Here is a 23,053-nt window from a genome sequence, read left to right on the forward strand (position 1 = left end):
CGTTGCCAAGCGTGCTTCTCTTTTTCTAAGGAGGAGAAAAGATGGAAGAAATGAGCAGACGTTCTCTGCTGGAATTAGAAGCATTGATGAAAAAGAAACTCTTGGCTGCTGGTTTGCCAGAAGCCGCTGCCAGTGAAACAGCGGCACATTTGACCTTTGCGGATGCTTGCGGGATCCATTCTCATGGTGCCGTGCGGATGGACTACTATGCCGAGCGCTTAGTAAAAGGCGGCATCACGCTAGAACCAAACATGTCTTTTGAAAAAACAGGCGCCGCTACTGGAATTTTTCACGGAGATAACGGCATGGGGCATTATGTGTGCAACGAAGCGATTGCGATCGCCATTCATCTGGCGAAAGAAGCAGGGATCGCTGCAGTAGGAATCGAGCAGACCAGCCATAGCGGGACGATGGCGTATTACGTCAAACAGGCTGCTGAAGCCGACTTAGTGGCGATCGCCATGTGTCAATCAGATCCGATGGCGGTGCCTTTTGGTGGGACCGAAAACTATTTTGGTACCAATCCAATTGCGTTTGCAGCACCACGAGCCAACCATCCACCGGTGGTTTTTGATATGGCGACAACGGTTCAAGCGTGGGGCAAAATTTTGGACGCTCGCTCGAAGAAACAGCAGATTCCCGATACTTGGGCCGTAGACGAGCAAGGCTTGCCTACCACCGACCCGTATGCAGTCCAAGGATTATTGCCAATCGCTGGTGCCAAAGGGTATGGCTTGATGATGATGGTGGATATTTTAGCCGGCTCGATGCTGGGCTTAGCTTTTGGTAAACAGGTCACCTCCATGTATGCGGATTTGACGGAAAAACGCCGCTTAGGACAATTTCTTCTTGTGATCGATCCGTCTCGTTTTACGGACACCGAAACCTTCAAGCAAAGCGTCGATCAGATGGTGACTGAGCTGCATGCAATCCCGCCAGTAAAAGGGCAATCACAAGTCTACTATCCTGGAGAGATCAGCCAAATACACTTTGAAAAAGCTCAGCAAGAAGGGGTCATGATCCCCAAAGCGATCATCGATTATCTCGAAAGCGAAACCCTCCATTTTGATCGCTATGGTAGTCAAGATTCCTTTGCTAAATAAAGATCTGCAGAAGACGGTTGGTTCATAGGGGTATTGAACCAACTGTTTTTTTTGCTGTGTGGAGCAAAGAGGATTTTTCCGTAAAAAATCGCAGCTTTTTGACAGGAGCAGACGAATTCTTTGAGTTGGTTCATTTTTTTCAAAGCATTTCTTAAGCCATTTAACCTTTGATTGCTTGTTTTTTGGAATATGGTAGAATAGGTCGCATAAGTTTAGATCACTCAAGAAATGAGAGAAAAGCGAGGATGCAGCGTGGCAATGAATAAAGTGGTTCTTACTGGGAAAATCGCAGCGATGCCTAGTAAAGAAGCGTTTGATGCGGCGGACGATCAGGGCGTACGTTTTGATCTTGTCATTGTATCTCAATGGCAAAACAGTGAAGAAGTGCATCATGAATGGTTTGCTTGTGTCGTTCATGGGAAACAGGCAGAGACCTTTTTACGGTATACTCAAAAAGGAGCAAGTATCAAAATCAACGGACACTTGCAAGGCTGTCCGTATGAAACAGCAGAAGGGCAAAGATTTTGTGCGGCAGAAGTCGTGGTGGATACCTTTCAAATTTTAGAGTTAGCAGAAGAACCAGCGGCGCCTTTTCCTAAAAAGCGACCATCGACACTTGATGAACCGACGCAAACAAAGTCGATCCGTAATGAAAAAGATCCCCTAAAAACACAGATGCTGGAGTTTTTAAAAGACAATCGATTATTTTAATGACGAAACATGCGGAAAGCAACGGCTTCTCGCATGTTTTTTTACGTAGAGAAAGCGTTGGTAAAATTCAATTATATCTGACTAGCGGTGTTCTTTATTGCGAATCATAGAGGCGGTTAAATAGAATGGTGATTGTAATAAATGATCGCGAAAGTGAAAATAGTGTTTCACAAAAAGTGTCGATTGGTTTAGAATAGTTGAAACATATCTTGAGGGAAAAAGCGGCGCTTGCCTTGTTCAACTGCTAGATGCCGCTTTTTTCTGAAAAAATCGTTAATCAGGGAGGGATGTCGATGGGCAAACCAATTATAGGGATCGCTGCGAATGAAGTGCAAGATGCTGGCGATGTGCTGCATCATTTGCCGATCGCCTACACACCATTAGGGTATGTGCGAGCGATCCAGCAAGCGGGCGGACTGCCATTGCTCTTGCCAATCAGTGAGCCAGCTGCAGCCAAGGACTATGTTTCACAGATCGATAAACTGGTGTTAGCTGGTGGACAAGATGTTTCACCCAAGTTTTATGGGCAGGAGGCTCATCAGGCAACTGGAAGCGGCTTTTTGGCACGGGATGAGTTTGAACTGGCGCTGATCGATGAAGCGCTGCTGCAAAAGAAACCAATTTTTGCGGTTTGTCGGGGGATGCAGCTGGTCAACGTGGCCTTTGGGGGCACGCTGCAGCAAGACATCAGTACCTTCAGTGAGATCATTCATATGTAGGCGCCGATTCCGAAAGAAGTGCCGACCCATGCCATCGCGACGGCTGAAAAAAGCATGTTGGCTCGTGTATACGGTCAAAAAACAAAGGTCAATTCCTTTCATCATCAAGCGGTGGATCGATTGGCTCGTCCATTGCAAAAGACAGCTTGGAGTCCTGATGGCATCATTGAAGGCATTGAACACGTGGATCAGCGCTTGTTGGCGGTTCAATGGCATCCAGACTTTGCCTATGATGCGCTTTTACAAGAACAAGCGGTTTTCAAGTATGTCGTTGACGTGTTGTAAGAAAGAGGGTCACGCAAGGAGGAGAAAAATGAAAAAGAAAATGATGGGTATCACTGCTTTCACAGTATTGGTTTTAAGTGCCTGCAGTACCACGAGTCCCACGACGGATTCTGGACAGCAAGAGGAGCAAGGAGCTGGAGCTGTTGCGCAAGAGATTCAAGTGTCAACCGCTGGCGCCTTATCGACCCTTGATAGCGGGCAATACACGGATGTCAACAGTTCCGATATGATCGGACAAGTGGCAGAAGGGTTATACCGTCTGGATCAAGAGGGGGATCCTGAGCTTGCGATGGCCGCTGAAGAGCCTACGGTATCAGAAGATGGACTGGTTTATACCTTCACCATTCGTGATGCAAAATGGAGCAATGGCGATCCTGTTACAGCGGATGATTTTGTCTACGCCTTTCAATATGTTGCCAATCCAGAGAACGGTTCTAGCAGCAGCAATCAAATGGATGTGTTGAAAAATGGCAGTCAAGTACGTCAAGGAGACGCTGAGGTCAGTGAGTTAGGTGCCAAAGCATTGGACCAGCAGACGTTAGAGCTGACATTGGCAAGTCCGATCTCGTATTTGGATCAGATTCTGGTCGGGACACCTTTTATGCCAAAAAATCAAGCGTTTGCTGAAGAAAAAGGCGCCGATTATGGGTTATCAGCGGAAAATTTTGTTGGCAACGGCCCATTCTTGATCGAAGGGTGGAACGGGACCAACGAATCATGGACGTTAACGAAAAATCCTGATTATTGGGATGCTGAGAATGTCCAATTGACCAAGATCGACGTGCAAGTAGTGAAGGAAACGGCAACTGGTGTCAGCCTTTTTGAAACAGGAGAACTGGACTACACCACCTTAACGGATACTTACGCGCAGCAATACCAAAACTCAGCTCAAGCCAACTATGTGCCAAAGGCGCTGGTGGGGTATTTAAGTGCCAACCAAAAACGAGAAGTCACAGGCAATGTCAAGGTACGTCAGGCGATTTTACAAGCCATCGACAAAGAGGCATTTGCCGAAAATATCTTAGGCGATGGATCCACTGCATTGAACGGCTTTGTGCCAAGCAACTTTGCCAAAGATCCTGAAACAGACCAAGATTTTCGTGAAGAAAATGGCGATTTACTGCCGTATGATCTAACAGCCGCACAAGCGCTTTGGGCACAAGCCAAAGAAGAGTTGGGACAAGACGAGATCACTTTGGAACTGTTGTCAGCAGATACAGCAGCAGCCAAGAAAACCATCGAATTTATCCAAGGACAGTTAGAAACTAATTTGCCTGGATTAACCATCGATGCCAAGTCGATTCCTTTACAAAACCGCTTGGACTTGCAATCCCAAGGTGAATTTGATCTCGTCTTCGGGACTTGGACACCAGATTATGCGGACCCGATCAACTTCTTAGAATTTTATGATTCGACAGGTGGCTTGAATACCTCTGGGTATGCTAGTGAAAGGTACGACCAAGGGTTACAAGAAGCACGGACGACTTTAGCAAACGACCCAGCTGCCCGTTGGGACTTATTGAAAGAACTTGAAAAGCAATTGATCGTTGAAGATACAGCCGTCTTGCCGTTATATCAAGGGGCGGTAGCGTATTTGAAAACAGATCGTTTGCAAGGGGTGCAAGTGTTTCCTTTTGGACGAACAGTATCCTATCGCCTAGCATCTGTCACAGAATAAACAGGAAGTAAGAAAACAGAGGAACTTTTTTTCAACCAAGTGTGCTGACCAAACAGCATTTGTTGAAGAGAGGGGAATCTGTTTTTTTATTTTGCCAGATTCCTTGCAGCGCTTAGGATAAATCGAGAATTCGTTTTCAAAAAATAGTTGTTAAAAAGCGAGAAATTGAGAAACGCCTTTTTAGAAAAGTCAATCTTTTTGAAAAAAAATTAATAAAAGTTGTTGCATTCTCAGAAACTTATCTGTAAAGTGTTAGGTGTAGTCAGCAAAAATAAAAAGAGAAGGAGGGATTACGATGCAAAAAGTATTTGATAAAAAAACAACCAAATTGAATAAAGTGAATCCCTCATTCGGTAACCATTAGTGTACAGATAATGTCTATAATAACGACGTTTATGCTCTGTCCTTTTTCCGAAGGGACAGAGCTTTTTTGTGTACTTTTTTAGAATGTGAGGGATAAAACATGAAGTATGTATTAAAACAATTAACATCGTATTTTAAAGAACATAAGGTGCGCTATACCTTTGTATTCGTCTTTATGGTGATCGCTAGTGCGATGTATGTCGCACCGATCTATATTCTGCGCTTGTTCATCGATGCGTTGATTCAAGATAATTTTGATTACTCCGTACTGATCCAATATGTGAGCCTCTTCGCGGGAGCTATCTTGTTAGGATATTTGGCGGAATTTGTTTGGACGTTTAATTTATTTATTGGTTCCTACGATCTGCAAAAACAATTACGGGAACAATTGATGAGCCACTTTCTCAAAATGGGGGCGCCGTTTTACCATCGTTTCCGAACAGGTGATTTAATGACTCGTTCCAGTGACGATGTCCAAGTGATGGGGATGACCATTGGGTATGGACTGATGGTTTTCTTAAATACTAGTTTGTATCTAAGTTTTATCGTAGCGATGATGGCTGGGACGGTTTCTTGGCTACTGACCTTGATTGCCCTGATTCCCATGCCACTTTTAGCCTATTACATTTTCAAATGGGGCTCGCAAGTCGATAAGGCGTTTACGGAAGCGCAGAATTCTGTTTCTGAGATGAACAGTGAAGTGCTGGAGATCATTGATGGCATTCGGGTCGTCCGAGCTTATGGACTAGAAGGAGCCACCACGGAACAGTTTCAAAAGAAAACACTGGAAACACGAGCGAAAAACAATATCGTTTCTGAGATCGATTCCCGTTTTGGGCCGCTGATTACCATCATCTTAGCAATCAGTTTTGTGATGAGCTTTGGTGTCGGGGCGTTTCTTGTTGCCAACCAAACGATCACCATCGGTGCGATGGTTTCTTTCCAAGTGTACTTGACAATGGTCGTTTGGCCGATGATCTCAGCAGGAGATCTTGTGAATGTGATGCAGCAAGGTGCCGCATCCTGGCGTCGGATCAATGAAGTGCTGCAGACGGGGGATGAATTAGAAACGCCAGGTGAAGCCGACCTGCAAGCTATCAATACGATCCGTTTTGAAGCATATCATTTCCAATACCCGCAAGCAGCTCGTTATGTGTTAGAAGGACTGGATTTGACGATCACTCGTGGAGAAGTCTTAGGGATCGTTGGGAAGACCGGCAGCGGAAAAACGACGCTGCTAAGACAATTCGGTCACCGCTATCCATACTCTGATCAAGTCCCCTTGATCAACGAGCAGCCGTTGACGGCCTATCAAACAACAGCAGTGCGGAACCACTTTGCAGAAGTACCGCAAGAACATACCTTGTTTTCACGAACGATTCGCGAGAACTTGTTATTCGGACAGCCAGACGCTTCCGAAGAAGTATTGTGGGAAGCACTGGAAGCTGCTTGCTTTAGCGAAGACATCAAGCGGATGCCAGAAGGGCTCGAAACGGTCGTCGGTGAGAAAGGTGTTTCCCTTTCTGGTGGACAAAAACAACGCTTGTCCTTAGCACGGGCGTTTTTACGAAACAGTGAAGTCCTCTTACTGGATGATGCCCTTTCGGCAGTTGATGCCAAAACGGAACAAGCCATCATCACGAATTTGAAAACGATGAAGCAGGCACCGACCTCCATCATCGTGACCCATCGATTGTCCGCCATCACCGAAGCGGATCAAATCATCGTCTTAGAAGACGGACGGATCACACAGCGTGGTACCCATCAGGAGTTGATCGAAACGCCAGGCTGGTACCAAGAGCAGTATTATCATCAACAGTTAAAGGAGGACGATACGAGTGTTCTCAACGATTAAACGTTTGCTCACGTATTTGAGCTATTATAAAAAACAATTTACCGTGGGTGCGATCTTGCTGTTGCTGGCTGCAGCGCTCGAACTGACTTCCCCACTGATTGCCAAGCAGCTGATCGACCGAGTGATGACACCAGCGGTTAACAGTAGCAATTTAGACACGATGCTTTTGATCCAATTGCTCGCTGGGTATTTGCTGGTCAATTTGATTGGTTCCCTCTTTCGTTATATCAGCTTGCTGCAATTGCGAAAAATGTCCAACAGTATCGTCAAAAAAATGCGGGATCAGCTTTTTGACCATATGCACAAATTACCCGTTTCTTACTTTGACCAAATCCCAGCAGGTAAAGTCGTTGCACGAATCACGAATGACACCGAAGTCTTGCGGTCGAATTTCTACGTGATCGTGATCAGTAATTTGTTAAGCAACATCATCCAAATCATTGGTGCGTTTATTGCATTGTTTCTTTTGAACCGCACCTTAGGAGCAGCGATGCTGATTTTGATCCCGATTTTAGGAATCTGGCAGCATTTTTATACCAAATATGCCTCTCGTTACAATTTAGCAATGCGGGAGTACATCTCACAAATCAGTGGGCAGTTGAATGAATTTGTCCAAGGAATGGCGATCATCCAAGCCTTCCAACGAGAAAATCAGTTGCAGAAAGAATTTAATGAAACAGTAGAGAAATGGTTCAAAACTGGACGTAAATACCTCTTGCTCGATTCAAGTATCGCTTGGGGATTAGGCAACTTGTTGCGAAATTCAACGATCTTGATTTTGATCACGACCTTGGCCGCCTTTTTCCTTGATGGCCGCTTGGCGATCTCAGCAGGCTTGCTGTATGCCTTTATTGATTACATCAACCGCCTGTATGATCCCATCGAAGGGCTTGTCCAAACCATCACCAATGTGCAGCAATCATTAGCTGCTGGACAGCGGGTCTTTGAGTTTGCTGATCAGCCGGTTGAAAAACAACAAAGTGAGCAGCTGACTGTCACGAATGGCGATGTTTCTTTCCAACAAGTGACCTTTGGCTACGACCCTAAGCAAGCGATCTTGCACGATATCAACTTTGACGTTGCCGCAGGAGAGACCATTGCTTTAGTTGGTCATACTGGTTCTGGAAAATCGAGTATTTTGAACCTGTTGTTCCGTTTTTATGATCCGCAGCAGGGAAAAATCGTTGTGGATGGACAAGTGATCGCTGATTATGATCGTCATAGTTTAAGAGATTCAATGGCGATCGTCATGCAAGATCCCTATCTATTTACTGGAACGATCGCCAGCAACATCGGAATGAATGATCCAACGATCACCGAAGCGATGATTATCGATGCCTTGAAACAAGTCGGCGCTGACTACCTTTTGAGCCGCTACGAAAAAGGCATCCATCATCCAGTCGTTGAAAAAGGCAATGAGTTTTCTAGTGGAGAACGCCAGCTGATCAGTTTCGCCCGTGCGCTGGTGTTTGATCCAAAAATCTTGATTCTGGATGAAGCGACGAGCCATGTGGACACTGAAACAGAGTCCATCATTCAAAAGGCGATGACCGTCTTGCAAAAAGGACGGACGACCTTCATGATCGCTCACCGTTTGTCAACGATCAAACAAGCCGATCAAATCTTGGTCCTAGACCAAGGGAAGATCGTGGAACGGGGAACCCATGCGAGTCTTGTCCAAGGGCAAGGAATCTATCAGCAAATGTATCAAATGCAGGCAGAGCAGCTGTAATCAGAGGTGATTGCCGACAACAGTAACCGTAAAAGAAAATCCTTGAGCCTCCTGCATGGGAAGTGGCTCAAGGATTTTTTATATAATGCGAAGGTGCAGCCAATCATCTATGGGGAGTAGGAAGAGGAGGCCTTCGCTTATATATCAGTAGGAAAAGCGGCAAGGTGTTGTCGTAATTTTGTTAAGAAACGCTCGCCGATCACTGATAATGGGCGAGCGTTCTTTTTAATGAGGATGATCTCACCCTCGGACGCGTCGATCAAAGGAAGAAAAGCCAAGCCTTGGCGTTCTGGTTGGGCAACGATCCCCGAGCCGGTTCCATAAAGATCCGTCTGCTGTAATAGCTGGACCATTGTGCCTCGATCGCTGACATGCACCACTTGGGGGCTTTGAGCAAAGTCGATCAAATCCTCGGAAAAGAACGAATAGCGCTCATCTTCTTGCAAAAAGCGTACTTGCGGATAAGGGGCGAGATCCTTTAAGGAAAGCCGCGTTTTTTCTGTCAAGGGATGAGTCCCTCGTAAAAAGACATGGGGGCGAAACCGTCCCAACGCCTCGAAGGACAATTGGGCGCCTTGTAACAGTCGTTCCAATCCTGCTTGGTTTTGCTCATTCAAATAAAGAACCCCAAATTCACTTCGATATTGCTGCACGTCCGTGATTACCTTTAAGGTCGTGGTTTCTAATAGGCGAAATTGGCGACAGTCGGGAAATTCCTGCAGCAGCTCACTGAAAATTCCAGCCGTGAAATCATAGTGCTGGCTTGCGATGGCGAAGGTTTGACTCGCTGCTTGCTTGCTGGAAAAACGCGTTTGCAGCTGCGCCACTTGACTCAAGATCGGCTGGGCATGGTCTAGAAATTCCGAGCCTTCGGCAGTCAAGCGGGCACCTTGATTCGTACGCTCGAAAAGCTGGACCTCCAATTCTGCTTCCAACTCTTTCACGGCTTGGGAAAGACTTGGCTGTGAGAGATACAGCCGTTTGGCTGCTTCACGAAAACTTCCATGGTCAGCGATCGCTTGCACGATCCGCATTTGTTGAATATTCAATTTTTGACCTCCTTTACAAAGATTCAGACGGAAAAAGGGTCCACCAATCAATAGTAGTCAGTTCTTTTCCTTCTATAATAGAAGCTTCTTAAAAAATAAGACGACAGTTGCTACTTATTGCTACTTGTGAAGCGGTTATTGCAATTCTTCAGGAATAAACCAATAGCCCGTTTGATTCTCTTCTGCCAGCAGTTCTTTAAAGGCTTTGGAACGATAAGCTGCCACCACTGCCTGTGCCCAATCACTGTCTTGGTTGGCTTCTTTGACCGTTGCCACCAGTTCATACTCTTGCAAAATGTCTTCACTTAATAAGCTTTCCTCTGCAGCAATTCCAGCACTATAAACGATGCTGCCGGGAATCACCGCATAGTCTAAGTCTGCTAAGCTGCGGGGGATTTGCGCAGAATCCATCTCGACGATATCCAGGTTATAAGGATTGTCAGTAATGGTTCTTAACGTCGCGTCAATGGGCGCCACTTCGGGGTCAAGTTCGACCCATCCAGCTTTTTGCAGCAGCAACAGGGCACGGGCGCTATTTGACGGATCATTGGGAATCCCGATGGTATCGTTTGCTTCAATCGCTGCTAAATTGTCCTTTCTGCCAGGATACAAGCCAGCTGGAACAGTAGGGATCGGTGTGATACCCACCAAATCGGCACCCGTGTTTTCATTAAAGTTCTCTAAATAGGCGGTATGCTGATCGACGTTTAAGTCGATTTCGCCATCGTTCAGTGCAATGTCTGCTTCCAATACCCCAGTAAAGCCAATATCAGTCACGGTATAGCCTGCTTCTTCTAAAATCGGTTTGATTCCCTGAAGAAACAGTTCGCTGTAAGGTCCTGGTGTCGTACCAACTCTGATTTCTGTCTGCTGCTCTTCGGCATTTCCGGTCACTTCTTCTTGGTTGCCGCAGCCAGAAAATAAGACCAAGGACAACAGACCAATGCCCATACCTAATCGAATCCTTCGTTTCATACCTCTTCCTCCTTTTTTATAAAAAAAACCTTCCCAAAGACAATTCTTTGGGAAGGACGATCATTTCGCGGTACCACCTTCATTTGTTTTTTGTTGAAACAAAAAACCTCAGTCAGTTCATCAAATAAACTGCATTGCGCTATCGGGCTTTCTCCGTCGGGGATTGTTCGTCCACGAATGCTCAAAGGTCATCTTCGGATCGTCTTCCTTACTCGTTTCCACCAGTTCCGAGCTCTCTTGAAAGAAAGGGGGGATCGTACTCTTCTTCTCACTGCATGTGTATGAAATTAGTAGTATCTTAGAACAAGATGAGAAAGTTGTCAATTGCTTTCGTGATAGGTGATTCCAATCACTACGCAGGTAGTAGGGGAACAAATGGGTAAGGGTAAGAATAGACCAATAAGTCAGGAAAAGCAGATGAATGGTCGAAATCGCTTGGTTGGGTTAGAATCGAAGCACAAAACGAAAAAAGAGGCGAGGAAATGAAATTACTTTTGATTGGACACACCGGCACACTTGGGCAGCTTTTAGTTGAAGGCTTTCAGCAGCTACCAGAGGTGGAGCTGATCACGGCTAGCCGTAGCAGCGGCGATCATCAGGTCGAAATTGCGGATGCAGACAGTGTCAGCCAGCTATTTGCAGCTACTGGGAAAGTGGATGCCATTGTTTCCGCTGCGGGAAGCACAGTGTTTAAACCCTTTGAGGAATTGACGCCAGCAGATATTCAACAGTCGGTGGCTTCGAAGCTGCAAGGACAAGTCAACCTTGCGTTGATTGGCCAGCATTTTCTCAATGAAGGCGGCAGTATCACACTGACTTCTGGAATTATCAAAGACGAATTTATCCCAATGGGCACACCTTCAGCACTGGTCAACGGCGGTTTGGAAGCCTTCGTGGCATCGGCAGCTTTTGAAATCGGTCATGGGATACGAATCAATGCAGTCAGTCCCAATGCGCTTGTAGGCTCTTGGAAAACCTTCGCCGATTCTTTCAAAGGCTTTATTCCCGTTGGTGACGCACCCGTTTTTGCAGCGTATCAAAAAGCAGTCTTTGGGATCATGACTGGCAAAACCTTCACCGTTTATTAAGAAAAAGCAGAAGTAGAAAAAACCGCCAAATCAAAGCTGACTTGGCGGTTTTTGTTCTGCTGAAAAAGAAGCAGCAAGCAGTTAAGAAGAGAGCAATTGGGTTTTCAGCTTGGGCATTTCTGCTTTGAGTTGTTGGCGAGCAAAAGCCAAGTCATTGATCCAAGAAGCAATCGCTTCTTTTTCTAAGAACAGAGGCATTCGATCATGGACTGGTTCAACAGAATCGTTCGCGGCAGTCGTTAGAATGATTGATTCGGTTTCGATCTGATCCTCTTTTTGAAGGATGCGATAAAAACCAGCGGCATAAATCACGTGATCTTGCGAAAAGAGGAACTTTTCCTTTTCATGATTCCATTCATAGAAACCAGACATCGGAAAGACACAGCGATGCTCTTGGAAAGGTTTGCGAAAAGTCGGTTTTTCTTCAACGGTCTCAGAACGCGCATTGATCATCAAATGCCCTTTTTTAAAGCCGGTAAAGCCCCATCTTGTCACACCAGCTACAACTTGTTGTTGTTGATTTGCACCGATGGTTACGACATGATTGGAAGGGAAAACATCATTGACAGCGACAGTCTGTTGGCGCTTGCGGGCTTTCGCCGCGGCTTCTTGATAATATTCTGACAATTCGCCAGTTGTTGGGTCAAATAAGTATCGGCCGCACATGGACGGGTCACTCCTTTTTTTGGATTGGCTGGTGCCTTTGTTTCAGTATAAAGACTCAAGGCGTCAAAACCAACTAACTTGCTTCACTTCTCGATTCAACAAGAAAAAGATCTTAAACATATGTAAAAAGTCAGGAGTATCGCTTGATTTGCTGGAAATCAGATAACAAAAAAAGGCAGTCACCTACTGAGGTTGACAGCCTTTTTTATTCTAGTTGGTTAGCCAATTTTTTTAACTCTCCCGCCGATTTTATTTGCGAAACGTTCAGCATCTTCTCTGCAAGTATAGGTCAATGCAATTGTTTTGTCCCGTGTTCTTTTTCCTTCGGCGGTTAGATAACCATGAAAGATTTTAATCGCATACAATAGATAAACACCTCCTTATCCTTGGTAATAATAACAAATTTACCGCTTACATTCAAGGGCTATAGTAAATTTTTATTTTTTGTTAGTTATTTTATTAAGAATTTATTCAAAGGTTTAAAAACGATTGAAGGAGAAAGTAAGGGGTGGTGGAATAGACCAATGATTGCTGTTAAAAGGAAAAGCTCCAAGGAAAAAGAGGCATGTTTCTGAATTTCCATCAAATAAAGAAACTGGCAACCGCTTGAATTATTCTTTTGCTGTGCCAATCGAATAGACCAATCCCCGCGAATCAAAACTACCGAAAGAAAACCTATGATAAAGCATAGCTGCCAAGCAGGGAATCCATCGTAAGGGATAGGGGCAAGTAAGAAAAGGGAGAGTGGTCCAAACTAAGCACCTGTTTCTGTATTTTTTGATCAAAGAAAAACACCAGACCTTGTACTTTCACAAGATCTGGTGTTTCATCAGTTATCCCGATAAACAAACCGCCCATCAAATACCGTCGCTTCAACAGTCGTTTGAAGCAATTCTTCGGCAGTCAAAGGCAAGATGTTTTGGGACAAAATACAAAGATCGGCTAAACAGCCAACTTCTAATCGACCGATATCTTGCCGACTCAAGGCTTTGGCGGCGCCTGCGGTGTGGGCATAGAGGGCATCGGCGATGGAGATTTTTTCTTGAGGCATCAATCCGCCTGCTGGCTGGCCGTTTTTTTCCTGCCGAGCAACCGCATAATACAGCGAGTCTAAAGGGGTCACGTCGATCACGACTGGCGTATCAGTCCCAAAAGCCAAGGTTGCGCCTTGCTCTAGAAAGGACTGAAAAGGAAACATTTGACTGGCACGCTGAGGTCCTACTTCTTCATCGAGGGTCTCATAACCGACTAATAAATGGCTAGGCTGTACGGAGAGTACCAGTTGTTCTTGGCGAACTAGTGGCAGATCAGCGGCATCCATCACTTCCAAGTGTTCCAAGGTATTGGCTTTGCCTTTAGAAAGCGGGTGAGCAGCAGCACTTTCTTGATAGAAGAGGAGTGCTTGTCGAATCGCTTCATCACCGATGGTATGGATGCGCATCGGCCAGTCTTGCTGGTTGGCTTGTAAAATAAAGCGGCGCATCCGTTGAACATCGATCAACGGCATCCCGACATCACCAGCAAAATACGGTGTTTCATATTCCTTTTTTAAAAAAGCTGTGTGCGTACTCGTCACGCCATCAAAAAATTGTTTGACGCCGCCCATTTGTACTTTTTCGGAGCGATAAGTATGGTAAGTTTCTTTCAGTTGCGTGATGTCTTCTCGCATGGCTGGATAAAAGACAGCGCGCAAGGTCGCTTCTGCTTCTGTTTGCCGATAAAGAGTGGGGTAAACCAAATCGTCCCAGCTTTCTCCTGTCAAGGCAACATCACCGATCGTCGTAATGCCGTATTGATTGAGCTGCTTCATATAGGTCAGAAAGGCAGCAGGGCTTTGTGCTTGGAATGACTGTAAGACCTTTGCTAAATAATGAATGGCGATCGCTTCTAAAAAGCAGCCGCTTAATTGTCCGCTGTTTTCGTCAAGCAGTGCCTCCCCGCTGATCCCTGCTGGTAAGTTCTCAGGTGTGATCCCTAAAGCAGCGATCCCTTGGCTATTCAACCAAATACTGTGGGCATCACCTGAAATCAGCATGACAGGCGTGTCGGCACAATAGTTGTCGATTGAATCTTTCGTCGGGTAGACTTGCTGACCGAAATCACTGCTGAACCAGCCGATGCCGATTTTCCATCCATGGGTGATGGGCAAGGCGGGTACTTGCTGGGCAACGGCTTCTTCTGTCACTCCCGTAAGATGGGTCAGTGCCCCTTGATGGAGTAATGCGGAAAGATAAAAATGAACATGAGCATCAATAAAGCCTGGGATGATCATTTGTTCTTTGAGATCAATGACCTGGGTGTCTTCAGCAAGTGTTGGCAGCGCTGAAAGAGGACCTACAGCCGTGATTTTCTGGTCTTCTATCAGGAGAAAGCCCGCAAAAGTCGTTTTCGTTTTGGTATCAAAGATGTGTTTAGATTTTAGTAATAGTGACAATTATAATCCCAACTTACATTCAAGGAAAAGGTCGTTGTAAAGCTCAACCGCTTCTTTTCCTAAGTATTCATAATGTTCCATTTGTTCCATCGCACTTGGCTCAGGGTAGAAAGCCTTGTCAGCAGTCAGTTCTGCTGGCAGCATGGCTTTGGCCGATTCACTCGGCGTGGCGTAGCCCACGTATTCGGCATTTTGTGCGGCATTTTCTGGTCGCAGCATAAAATTGATGAAGGCGTAGGCTCCCTCAAGATTGCCAACGGTTTTCGGGATCGCAAAATTGTCTGTCCAAATCGCACCGCCGTCATTGGGAACGATATAGGTGACGGCAGGATTTTCCGCCATCACATAAGCGGCATCGCCCGAATATCCGATTCCTAAAGGGGCATCGTTGTTGATCATCAAGGTTTTGATCTCGTCGGTCAAAACTGCTTTGACATTGGGACGGATACTTTCCAGCTTCTTCAAGGCTTTGGCGACCTTGGTCGGGTCTTTTTCATTTTGGGAAAGACCGAGCGTCTGTAACGCGATTCCTAAGGTTTCGCGAGCACCATCCACCATCAATAAATCATTTTTAAATGCAGGGTCCCATAAATCACTCCAGCCATGGATCGAAGAAACATCAACTTCTTCAGTATTTGCCATGATTCCGATCGTGCCCCAAAAATAGGGGATCGAGTAGGTATTGTCAGGATCAAAGGCTTGATCCATCAAAAAAGGCGACAGATCTTCCGTTCCCGTCAATTTCTGATGGTCTAAAGGCACTAACAGTCCTTCTTCGATCATTTTCGGAATGATCGATTCGCTAGGGAAAACCAAATCATAGCGCGAGCCGCCTTGTTTGATTTTCGTTTCCATCGCTTCGTTGGAGTCAAATGTATTATAAATCACTGAGTAACCAGTCTCAGTTTCGAATGTTTTGATCAATTCGGGGTCAATATATTCGCCCCAATTGTAAATAATCACTGTATTTTTGTCGGACGACGTTGCTGCCCCCGATTCTTTCGTTAAAACCGAAGCACCTAAAAACAGCAACGCGGTGATGCCGATCACACCGCCAAAAAATACCCACAACCTTTTCAATTCATCAATTCCTTCTTTCTCTACAATTTCGTATTTCTTGAGTAGCGTAATTGATTTTTAAAGAAAAGGCAATAAAAAAATGAAGAAAAAATAAACCCGTTTCTTTCAAGGCTTTGAAGGAGGAACGGCCAGGTGGCTGGGGCAGTTTCCAAACATATCATTTGTCAAATTCCCTCCTTTTGCCTAAGCTAGGGAAGTGAGAAATCAAGGGATGGAAAAACAGGAACCTCTCTTTGATGAAGAATGAATGTAAGGAGTGAAGCATCAATGGAAACACGTGCTGTCGTTATTGAAGCCTATGGTGGAAAAGACCAATTAAAAGAAGCAACGGTCCAATTACCAGAATTAAAAGCAAATCAATTATTAGTCAAAGTTGCCGCAACGTCCATCAACCCGATCGATTGGAAATTAAGAGAAGGCTATTTAAAACAAATGTTTCCGTGGGACTTCCCAATTATTTTAGGTTGGGATGTCGCAGGGGATATCGTAGAAATAGGTGCTGACGTGACAGAATTCAAAGTTGGTGATGCGATCTATGCCCGCCCTGAAACGACTCGTTTTGGGACGTATGCTGATTACGCCATCGTGGATGCTGAGTTAGCAGCGATCAAACCAGAAAACCAAAACTACGCAGAAGCAGCTGCAGTGCCATTAGCTGGTTTGACTGCTTACCAAGCGTTGTTTGAACACGGTCGTTTAAAAGAAGGGGAAAAAGTCTTGATCCATGCCGGAGCAGGCGGAGTTGGTACCTATGCGATCCAACTAGCAAAAGCAACTGGCGCTTACGTCATCACGACGGCTAGTCCTCGTAACCATGAGTTATTGCAAAAACTTGGTGCCGATGAGATCATCGATTACCATACGACAGATTTTGAAGAAGTCTTGCAAGACATCGATTTGGTCTTTGATACGATGGGGGGCGACACCCAGAAGAAAAGTTTCACTGTCTTAAAACCTAAGGGCCGTCTGATCTCGATTTTGAGTATTGAAGACGAAGACTTGGCAAAAGAAAAAGACATCTTCGCCAAAGCAATTTGGTTACGAACCAACGGCAAACAATTGGCAGAATTGACAGAGCTGATCGAAGCAGAAAAAGTCAACAGTATCATCGGTGCAACCTTCCCATTGACAGCACAAGGAATTTACGATGCCCACGCATTGAGTGAAACACACCATGCAGTCGGCAAGATCGTTATTGAAAACCAAGACAATTTCATCAGCCAAGACGCAGAATAAAGGAGGCTGAACCGATGCGCTTATGGCATGAAGCGCTGATACCTGCTTTGCCTCGGCAGCAGCTGTTAGGCCAGCATCGTGAAGCAGCAGCCTTACGAGGGTTAGGCTGGGGCAAGAAGCATGCAACCGTCGATTACGTTTTTACTCATCCACCCTATAAATTGTTTCAATACCATCAGTTAGTGCTGGATGAAATGACCCGTCGAGGCTATCGGCCAGCACCTGAATGGTACGATCCGGCGTATCGTGGCAAAAATCTGCCGCTGGAACCCTCCGTTCAAGCCGTCCCTTTGACTACGCCGATCTATCCAGAACATGATGAAGCATACTTGGAAGAATGCTTAGTGAATCTCCATCGTAAGGGGATCTATCTTTAAAGACCAAACACTTTCCTGAATTTTTGTTCGGGAAAGTGTTTCTTTCGCTTTAAAATCGTTAACTTACAAAAAGTAAGCATATTGTTCGCAACTTTTTTTGTTCCTTGTTATAGTGAGAACAGAGAATCAGTAATGAGAAATGAGGAAAAGAAAATGACCATCAATCACAGAAATCTTGAATTTGGGTTAGATACTTTTGGCGATCTAGCCTTTGATGATACAACGAAAGAACGAATCAGTTACAGCGAATCGTTGCGCAATATCGTAGCAGAAGGAAAATTAGCCGATGAAGTCGGCATCGATGTCATTGCCTTAGGGGAGCACCATCGGGAAGAATATTCGATCTCAAGTCCTGATACGTTACTAGCGGCTTTAGCAATGGTTACCAAAACCATCAAATTAGGTACCGGTGTAACTGTCTTGAGTTCGGATGATCCTGTGCGGGTCTACGAACGGTTCGCGACCGTTGATGCGTTGTCGAACGGTCGCGCACAAATCATGCTGGGACGAGGATCTTTTACTGAATCATTCCCTCTATTCGGCTATGACTTGCAAGATTATGAAGAACTATTTGAAGAAAAAACAGCAATGTTCAGTGAATTGAGAAAAGGCAAACCATTAACTTGGGAAGGCAAGTTTACGCAATCCTTAAAAAATGCCGACGTTTTTCCAAAAATTGAGGGGCATCAACTAGATACCTATGTGGGTGTCGGTGGAACCCCTGAATCGATCATTCGTGCCGTCCGTTATGGGTTTCCTGTTATGTTAGCGATCATCGGTGGCGAACCCGCTCGTTTTGCGCCCTATGTTGACCTGTATAAAAAGGCAGCGCAGCAACTAGGGCAACCGACTTTACCAATCGGCATGCACTCTCATGGTGTGATCGCCGATACCGACGAAGAAGCTTATGAAATCGGCTGGAATTACATCAAAAAGAGCATGGACAAAATCGGTCTTGATCGCGGCTGGCCAGCCATGAGCAAAGAGCGCTTTGACTTTGAAGTCGAACATGGGTCTTATTATGTAGGCAGTCCAGAAACCGTGGCGCAAAAAATCGCTCGTATGATGCCGCAAGTCGGAGTAGAACGCTTTGATCTGGTATACGGTACTGGCGGACAACTGCAAAAAGACCGTTTCAAAACGATTGAATTGTATGGAACCAAAGTGATTCCACGAGTGAAAGAATTGTTGGCAGCAGGTGATGGCAATGCCTAAAACCATCGGTATTTTAGGCGCAGGCAAGTTAGGCTTAGCGCTCGCAAATCTTGGTGCCCAGGCGGGCTATCGGGTCTTGATTGCTAGTACGAAGCCAGCAGAAAAAATCGCCTTGTCCGTTTCTGTGTTGGCTCCGGGAGCAATCGCAAAAAATGCCGCTGAAGTGATGGCGGAAGCTCAAACGATCATTTTGGCCATTCCGTTGAGTAAGTACCAACAGCTGCCGGCAGAAGCTTTGGCTGGTAAGCTAGTGATCGATGCCATGAATTATTGGTGGGAAGTCGATGGCAAAGAAACAGAATACTCATCCATCGAGCAGACTTCTTCGGAACGTGTGCAACGCTATTTTTCCCAAAGTAAAGTAGTCAAAGGATTCAATCATATGGGGTACCACGACATCCAAGAGGAATCCTTGCTGACGAGAACGGCTGCTCAAGGAACTGCCAAAAAAGCCATCGCCATTGCTGGTGATGACCAAACCGCCCTCGATCAGACAGCCGAAATCGTTGACGCTTTCGGCTTTGATCCCTTTCCTATCGGTGCTTTAGCTAATGGCATCATGTTGGAACCCGGCAGTCCTTTCTTTGGTGCCAATCAAACCAAAGAGGGATTGACGGCATTGATGAAGGAGTTTTGGAGCAGTGAGAAAGGGCAAGCGTTTCTGGCGCGTCCTTCCGCTGTGAGTAACAAGCAGCAGGCTTCGCAGTAAAAGAGCCGCCTCCATGTACGACTGGATACGATAAAAACAACCCTCTTCTCAAAAAAGAAGAGGGTTTTTCCCATCCAGTCAAATCAGCACGTGGTCGCTAAAAAATACAATGTGATTGTTACGATTGTGATTCGTAAGCAGTGGTTGTTACGTTTACGTCTCTGCCAGACGTTCCATAGTGTACATATCAGCCTGTACCTGCTTTGTGCTCGCCTTTGACACCCACCCATATTGATTAAAGATCGACCAGCCAGTTGGTTTGTTGGATCTTTCCATCTAATTCTCGCAGCTGCTTGGCGGTCGCATTCAATTGCTCCGTTAGCGTTTTTGTATCGATCGTACGCACCAGTCGAATTTCGTTGCGACCTATTCGGGGAGCTGCTTTGGTTTCATCCAGTGCTTGCGTTAGCAGTGCATGCTTGCGGCGCAGCTGTTCTCGCTGTTCTAGTGCTTCCATCAGCAATAACGCACTATCTGCTAAAGAGGCAGTCGCATTTTTCCGATTGATGGCAACGACTAATTCTGAATATTGTTGATTGATCTCATCGTATTCCTTGAACAATTCTGTGATACTACGATCCAAGGTATCGCCTTCTTGGACTAACACACTGCTAGAGATCTCGTTACGTAATTGAAACAGACGATTGTTCAAATCCCGTCTTAAAAGTAACGCTTCTGCTAATTTCATTTTGGCACACTCCTTTTTACAAATGAGAACAGCTTATCTAGTTCTTATCCTAGAGAAGAACGTGATGAAAGGCAAGCAAGATGCAAAAAAAGGTCTGCCAGAAAAATCATAAAAAACTGAATATTCGCAATTCTTGTTGACTTCCAAAAACACCAATAGTATACTTTATAACAATCATGAAATAGACAAAAAAACGTCATTTACCTGTTTTTTAGATAAAAAGAAAGACGATGAAGAGAAGAGTAGCTTTGGAATCTGTTAGAAGAGAACCCGGATGGTGAGAAAGGGCAGCAGAAAAAAAGTGAAGATGAGCTCTGAGTGATCTGATTTGTTCACGCAACTCAGACGGAAAGCAGCCGTTACCGTGCCAAGTATCTTAGCGTACTGTTGAGGTGCCATTTGTGAGAATGGTGCGAAAAAGGGTGGTAACACGAAAATCTCGTCCCTTTGTTTGTCAAAGTTGATAAGCAAAGGGATGAGTTTTTTTCTTTTTATCGTTGAATGCGTTTTTTGATGTCATGAAAAACACTTGCGTTGGTTGCGCAATCACATAGGAGGAAGAATGAAAATGATCTGGAAGAAGCGTTTATTGGTTGCAGCAGGAGTGATTGGGTTGACCCTTTCTGGCTGCACGACAACAGGAAATACTGAGGGATCAGAGGCTGAAACTAACGGAGCGCCGAATCAAGCGATCGCGGTGAGTCTACCAGCTGAGCTGACGACTCTCGATACGACCCAAACGACGGATAAAGCAACGTTTACCATCGTACAACATTTATTCGAAGGGCTCTACCGTTTCGATGAAAACAGCGAACCAGTTCCAGGCTTGGCAGAAGGAGTCGAAATCAGTGAAGATGGCAAAACCTATACCTTTACTTTGCGAGACGATGCGAAATGGAGCAATGGCGAAGCGATCACTTCGGCTGACTTTGCTTATGCGTGGAAAAAGTTAGTCGATCCAGCAACGATGGGACCAAATGCCTATTTGTTGGATAATGTAGTCAATAGTAAAGACATTCGTGAAGGCAATGCAGACGTAGAAACGATTGGTCTGGAAACCCCAGATGACGCGACCTTTATCGTGCAGTTGGAGCAGCCGCAGCCTTCGTTTTTATCCTTGATTTCCATCGGCTGGTTGGCACCGCAAAATCAAGCCTTTGTTGAAGAAAAAGGCGAGACCTATGCCCGGACAAGTGAAGATTTGTTGTATTCTGGTCCCTTTACTTTAACCGATTGGCAACAGACTGGAGATGAGTGGACGCTAGTGAAAAACGACCAATACTACGATGCTGATGTCGTTCAATTGGAGGAGATCAAAGGCTCCACCATCAAAGAAGAAAATACGGGGATCCAATTGTTTGAAAGCGGCGACCTTGATTTGCAAAAAATCAGCGGGATCTACGTCCAACAATACGGGGACAATGAAGAACTAGTTACGCAAAACGATGTGGCGAACTTTTTCTTAGACTTCAATAAAACCGCCAACGATGCCTTAGCAAATGTTCATGTGCGTAAAGCGATCGCGTTGGCGATCGACAAAGAAAGTCTCGTGGATAATGTGTTGAACGATGGAGCGAAAGTTTTAAATGGATTGATCCCTACCGGCTTAGCAGCGAATCCAAATACTGGCGAAGATTTTCGAGCATATAGCGGTGATTATAATCTGTATGATTTAGAGGCTGCCAAGGAAGAGTGGGAAAAAGCCCAAGCGGAAATTGGCGAAAGTACGACGCTGCGTTTATTAGTGACAGATGATGACAATGGTCAAAAAATCGGGGAGTACTTGCAAAGCCAACTGCAAGAAAACTTGCCAGGCTTGTCGATCTCCATCAACAAACAGCCACGTGCCAGCTTGAATCAATCAAGAGCAAATAGTGATTATGAGCTTTCCGTTTCTGGCTGGATCGCTGGAAGCAGTGACATGGATATGTTCTTTATCTTATACAAAAACGGCGCTTCCTTTAACTACGGCGGCTATGTCAATGAAGAATATACGGCGTTGACGGAAGATGCGCGCACCGTTCATGCCAATGACCCCGATCAATATTTTGAAGATTACAAAGCGGCAGAAGAAATTTTGTTGGAACAAGATGCTGCGCAAGTCCCTCTTTACCAAAGTGCTTCAAATTATCTGATCAAATCAAATGTTAAAGACATCCAATTCCCAGCTTATGGCGCGCATTTCTTTTTCCGCACCGCCTATGTTAGTGAATAAGGGGAAAAATAGTTGAATGAAACGCGCATGTTTATTCGATGAACATGCGCGTTTTGCAACAAAAAAAGCAGTTCAGAAAGCTGAACTGCTAAATGCGGAAGATGGGAGTTGAACCCACACGAGATAAACTCACACGCGCCTGAAGCGTGCGCGTCTGCCATTCCGCCACTTCCGCATAAGATAAAGATAATCCTTTCTAGGAAGAAAATCAAGTCCAATCTCACAAAAAGGAGCCCGCCAGCGGGGACTGGCGGGATAGGAGTAAAAATGAAAAAGTGTTAGGGTTGTTTGTTGGTATACATTTATAATAGCGGGAAAATGTGAAAAAAAATTGACGAATCAAACAGAATTCTGAGAAGAAATCGCCAAGAAAAAGTGATACCATCTAAAACAGTCAGAAGACAAAAAGGAGCCCGCCAGCGGGGACTGGCGGGAAGGAGTAAAAATGAAAAAGTGTTAGGGTTGTTTGTTGGTATACAAGTATCATACCGAGAAAATATGAAGAATTTTCGCGTGAAATTTAGAAATTGCGTGAATCTTTTGACAAATTATGGCTTCTGTTTGAATTTTTTCTTAAAAGAGAATTGACAAAAGGCACAAGCTTTGATAATTTTAATGAAACAAAATGCAAACGCGATGAAAAAGAAAGTAGAATCACGGGCGTTGTCTAGCAGAGAGTTCCAGCAGGTGAGAAGGAACGACAACAAATGATTTGAAAATGACTTTGGAGCGGATTTTCTGACTAATTAGGAAAATACGGTTGCCCCGTTAACAAGCGACAGTCTCCGAGTGTTTTCGGGTACTGAATGAGGTGAGGCCTGTGAAGGCTTTACAGATTAAGGTGGTACCGCAGGTGATGCCCTTAGCTTTGGCTA

Annotated in this window: 18 protein-coding genes, 1 tRNA gene, 1 pseudogene and 2 other annotated features; of the genes and pseudogenes, 12 read left to right on the forward strand and 8 right to left on the reverse strand. The window is 45.1% G+C overall.

Annotation, left to right across the window (positions count from 1 at the left end; all coding sequences use genetic code 11):
• Positions 1-41: 41 nt before the first annotated feature.
• The 6 genes and pseudogenes from allD to IGI96_RS12270 all read left to right on the forward strand — a co-directional run bounded on the left by allD (position 42) and on the right by IGI96_RS12270 (position 8,446).
• Positions 42-1,103: an ureidoglycolate dehydrogenase gene (allD, locus tag IGI96_RS12245; RefSeq protein ID WP_086338587.1), complete on the forward strand. Its 1,062-nt coding sequence runs from the start codon at positions 42-44 to the stop codon at positions 1,101-1,103.
• Between the two features lie 228 nt (positions 1,104-1,331).
• Positions 1,332-1,814, forward strand: coding sequence for a single-stranded DNA-binding protein (gene ssb / locus IGI96_RS12250; RefSeq protein ID WP_016610622.1), 483 nt, complete (start codon positions 1,332-1,334; stop codon positions 1,812-1,814).
• A gap of 293 nt (positions 1,815-2,107) precedes the next feature.
• Positions 2,108-2,818 (forward strand): annotated as a pseudogene (locus tag IGI96_RS12255) (gamma-glutamyl-gamma-aminobutyrate hydrolase family protein).
• A gap of 28 nt (positions 2,819-2,846) precedes the next feature.
• The gene (locus IGI96_RS12260; RefSeq protein ID WP_086338585.1) at positions 2,847-4,496 is read left to right on the forward strand and encodes a peptide ABC transporter substrate-binding protein; all 1,650 of its coding nucleotides are present in this window, start codon (positions 2,847-2,849) and stop codon (positions 4,494-4,496) included.
• Positions 4,497-4,959: 463 nt separating this feature from the next.
• Positions 4,960-6,714, forward strand: coding sequence for an ABC transporter ATP-binding protein (locus tag IGI96_RS12265; protein WP_086338584.1), 1,755 nt, complete (start codon positions 4,960-4,962; stop codon positions 6,712-6,714).
• Complete coding sequence (locus IGI96_RS12270) at positions 6,698-8,446, forward strand: ABC transporter ATP-binding protein (protein ID WP_086338583.1); 1,749 nt, start codon at positions 6,698-6,700, stop codon at positions 8,444-8,446. Before IGI96_RS12265 ends, IGI96_RS12270 begins: the two co-directional genes overlap by 17 nt.
• Before the next feature lie 137 nt (positions 8,447-8,583).
• Here IGI96_RS12270 and IGI96_RS12275 read toward each other — a convergent pair whose 3' ends face one another.
• Together IGI96_RS12275 and IGI96_RS12280 are read right to left on the reverse strand one after the other, a co-directional pair.
• A complete protein-coding gene (locus IGI96_RS12275) occupies positions 8,584-9,495 on the reverse strand; it encodes a LysR family transcriptional regulator (protein WP_086338582.1) in 912 nt (303 codons plus the stop codon).
• A 135-nt stretch (positions 9,496-9,630) separates the two neighbouring features.
• Complete coding sequence (locus IGI96_RS12280) at positions 9,631-10,470, reverse strand: MetQ/NlpA family ABC transporter substrate-binding protein (protein ID WP_086338581.1); 840 nt, start codon at positions 10,468-10,470, stop codon at positions 9,631-9,633.
• A 49-nt stretch (positions 10,471-10,519) separates the two neighbouring features.
• Positions 10,520-10,751: a binding site (T-box leader), on the reverse strand.
• 201 nt (positions 10,752-10,952) lie between these two features.
• On the opposite strand from IGI96_RS12280, the gene IGI96_RS12285 reads away from it, so the two are divergent.
• Positions 10,953-11,558: a short chain dehydrogenase gene (locus tag IGI96_RS12285; protein ID WP_270287916.1), complete on the forward strand. Its 606-nt coding sequence runs from the start codon at positions 10,953-10,955 to the stop codon at positions 11,556-11,558.
• An 81-nt stretch (positions 11,559-11,639) separates the two neighbouring features.
• On the opposite strand, the gene IGI96_RS12290 is transcribed toward IGI96_RS12285, so the two are convergent.
• The 4 genes from IGI96_RS12290 to IGI96_RS12305 form a co-directional block, all read right to left on the reverse strand.
• On the reverse strand, positions 11,640-12,224 hold the full coding sequence (locus IGI96_RS12290) for an SOS response-associated peptidase (RefSeq protein ID WP_005225388.1): 585 nt from the start codon (positions 12,222-12,224) through the stop codon (positions 11,640-11,642).
• A 218-nt stretch (positions 12,225-12,442) separates the two neighbouring features.
• Complete coding sequence (locus IGI96_RS12295) at positions 12,443-12,589, reverse strand: hypothetical protein (protein WP_005234527.1); 147 nt, start codon at positions 12,587-12,589, stop codon at positions 12,443-12,445.
• 464 nt (positions 12,590-13,053) lie between these two features.
• The gene (locus IGI96_RS12300; protein ID WP_270287917.1) at positions 13,054-14,658 is read right to left on the reverse strand and encodes an amidohydrolase; all 1,605 of its coding nucleotides are present in this window, start codon (positions 14,656-14,658) and stop codon (positions 13,054-13,056) included.
• Complete coding sequence (locus IGI96_RS12305) at positions 14,659-15,738, reverse strand: ABC transporter substrate-binding protein (protein ID WP_270287918.1); 1,080 nt, start codon at positions 15,736-15,738, stop codon at positions 14,659-14,661.
• Between the two features lie 267 nt (positions 15,739-16,005).
• Between IGI96_RS12305 and IGI96_RS12310 the strand changes: the two genes are divergently transcribed.
• The 4 genes from IGI96_RS12310 (at position 16,006) to IGI96_RS12325 (ending at position 19,275) form a co-directional block, all read left to right on the forward strand.
• Entirely contained in the window at positions 16,006-16,974 is a 969-nt protein-coding gene (locus IGI96_RS12310; protein WP_270287919.1) for an NADP-dependent oxidoreductase, read from the forward strand.
• A gap of 14 nt (positions 16,975-16,988) precedes the next feature.
• On the forward strand, positions 16,989-17,351 hold the full coding sequence (locus IGI96_RS12315; RefSeq protein WP_142971473.1) for a TIGR02328 family protein: 363 nt from the start codon (positions 16,989-16,991) through the stop codon (positions 17,349-17,351).
• A 153-nt stretch (positions 17,352-17,504) separates the two neighbouring features.
• Complete coding sequence (locus tag IGI96_RS12320) at positions 17,505-18,566, forward strand: LLM class flavin-dependent oxidoreductase (protein ID WP_142971684.1); 1,062 nt, start codon at positions 17,505-17,507, stop codon at positions 18,564-18,566.
• The gene (locus tag IGI96_RS12325; RefSeq protein WP_142971685.1) at positions 18,559-19,275 is read left to right on the forward strand and encodes an NADPH-dependent F420 reductase; all 717 of its coding nucleotides are present in this window, start codon (positions 18,559-18,561) and stop codon (positions 19,273-19,275) included. The genes IGI96_RS12320 and IGI96_RS12325 overlap by 8 nt, the downstream gene beginning before the upstream one ends.
• Positions 19,276-19,510: 235 nt before the next feature.
• On the opposite strand, the gene IGI96_RS12330 is transcribed toward IGI96_RS12325, so the two are convergent.
• Positions 19,511-19,963 (reverse strand): DIP1984 family protein, encoded by a 453-nt coding sequence (locus tag IGI96_RS12330; protein ID WP_005234539.1) that lies wholly within the window; start codon positions 19,961-19,963, stop codon positions 19,511-19,513.
• A gap of 562 nt (positions 19,964-20,525) precedes the next feature.
• On the opposite strand from IGI96_RS12330, the gene IGI96_RS12335 reads away from it, so the two are divergent.
• Positions 20,526-22,178, forward strand: coding sequence for a peptide ABC transporter substrate-binding protein (locus tag IGI96_RS12335; protein ID WP_060791756.1), 1,653 nt, complete (start codon positions 20,526-20,528; stop codon positions 22,176-22,178).
• Between the two features lie 93 nt (positions 22,179-22,271).
• Here the strand turns inward: IGI96_RS12335 and IGI96_RS12340 are convergent.
• Positions 22,272-22,353, reverse strand: a tRNA-Leu gene (locus tag IGI96_RS12340).
• 452 nt (positions 22,354-22,805) lie between these two features.
• Positions 22,806-23,045: a binding site (T-box leader), on the forward strand.
• The last annotated feature ends 8 nt before the right edge of the window (positions 23,046-23,053 follow it).

Origin of the sequence: Enterococcus sp. DIV0421, assembly GCF_051713745.1 — a bacterium.
GTDB classification, from domain to species: Bacteria; Bacillota; Bacilli; order Lactobacillales; family Enterococcaceae; genus Enterococcus_D; species Enterococcus_D casseliflavus.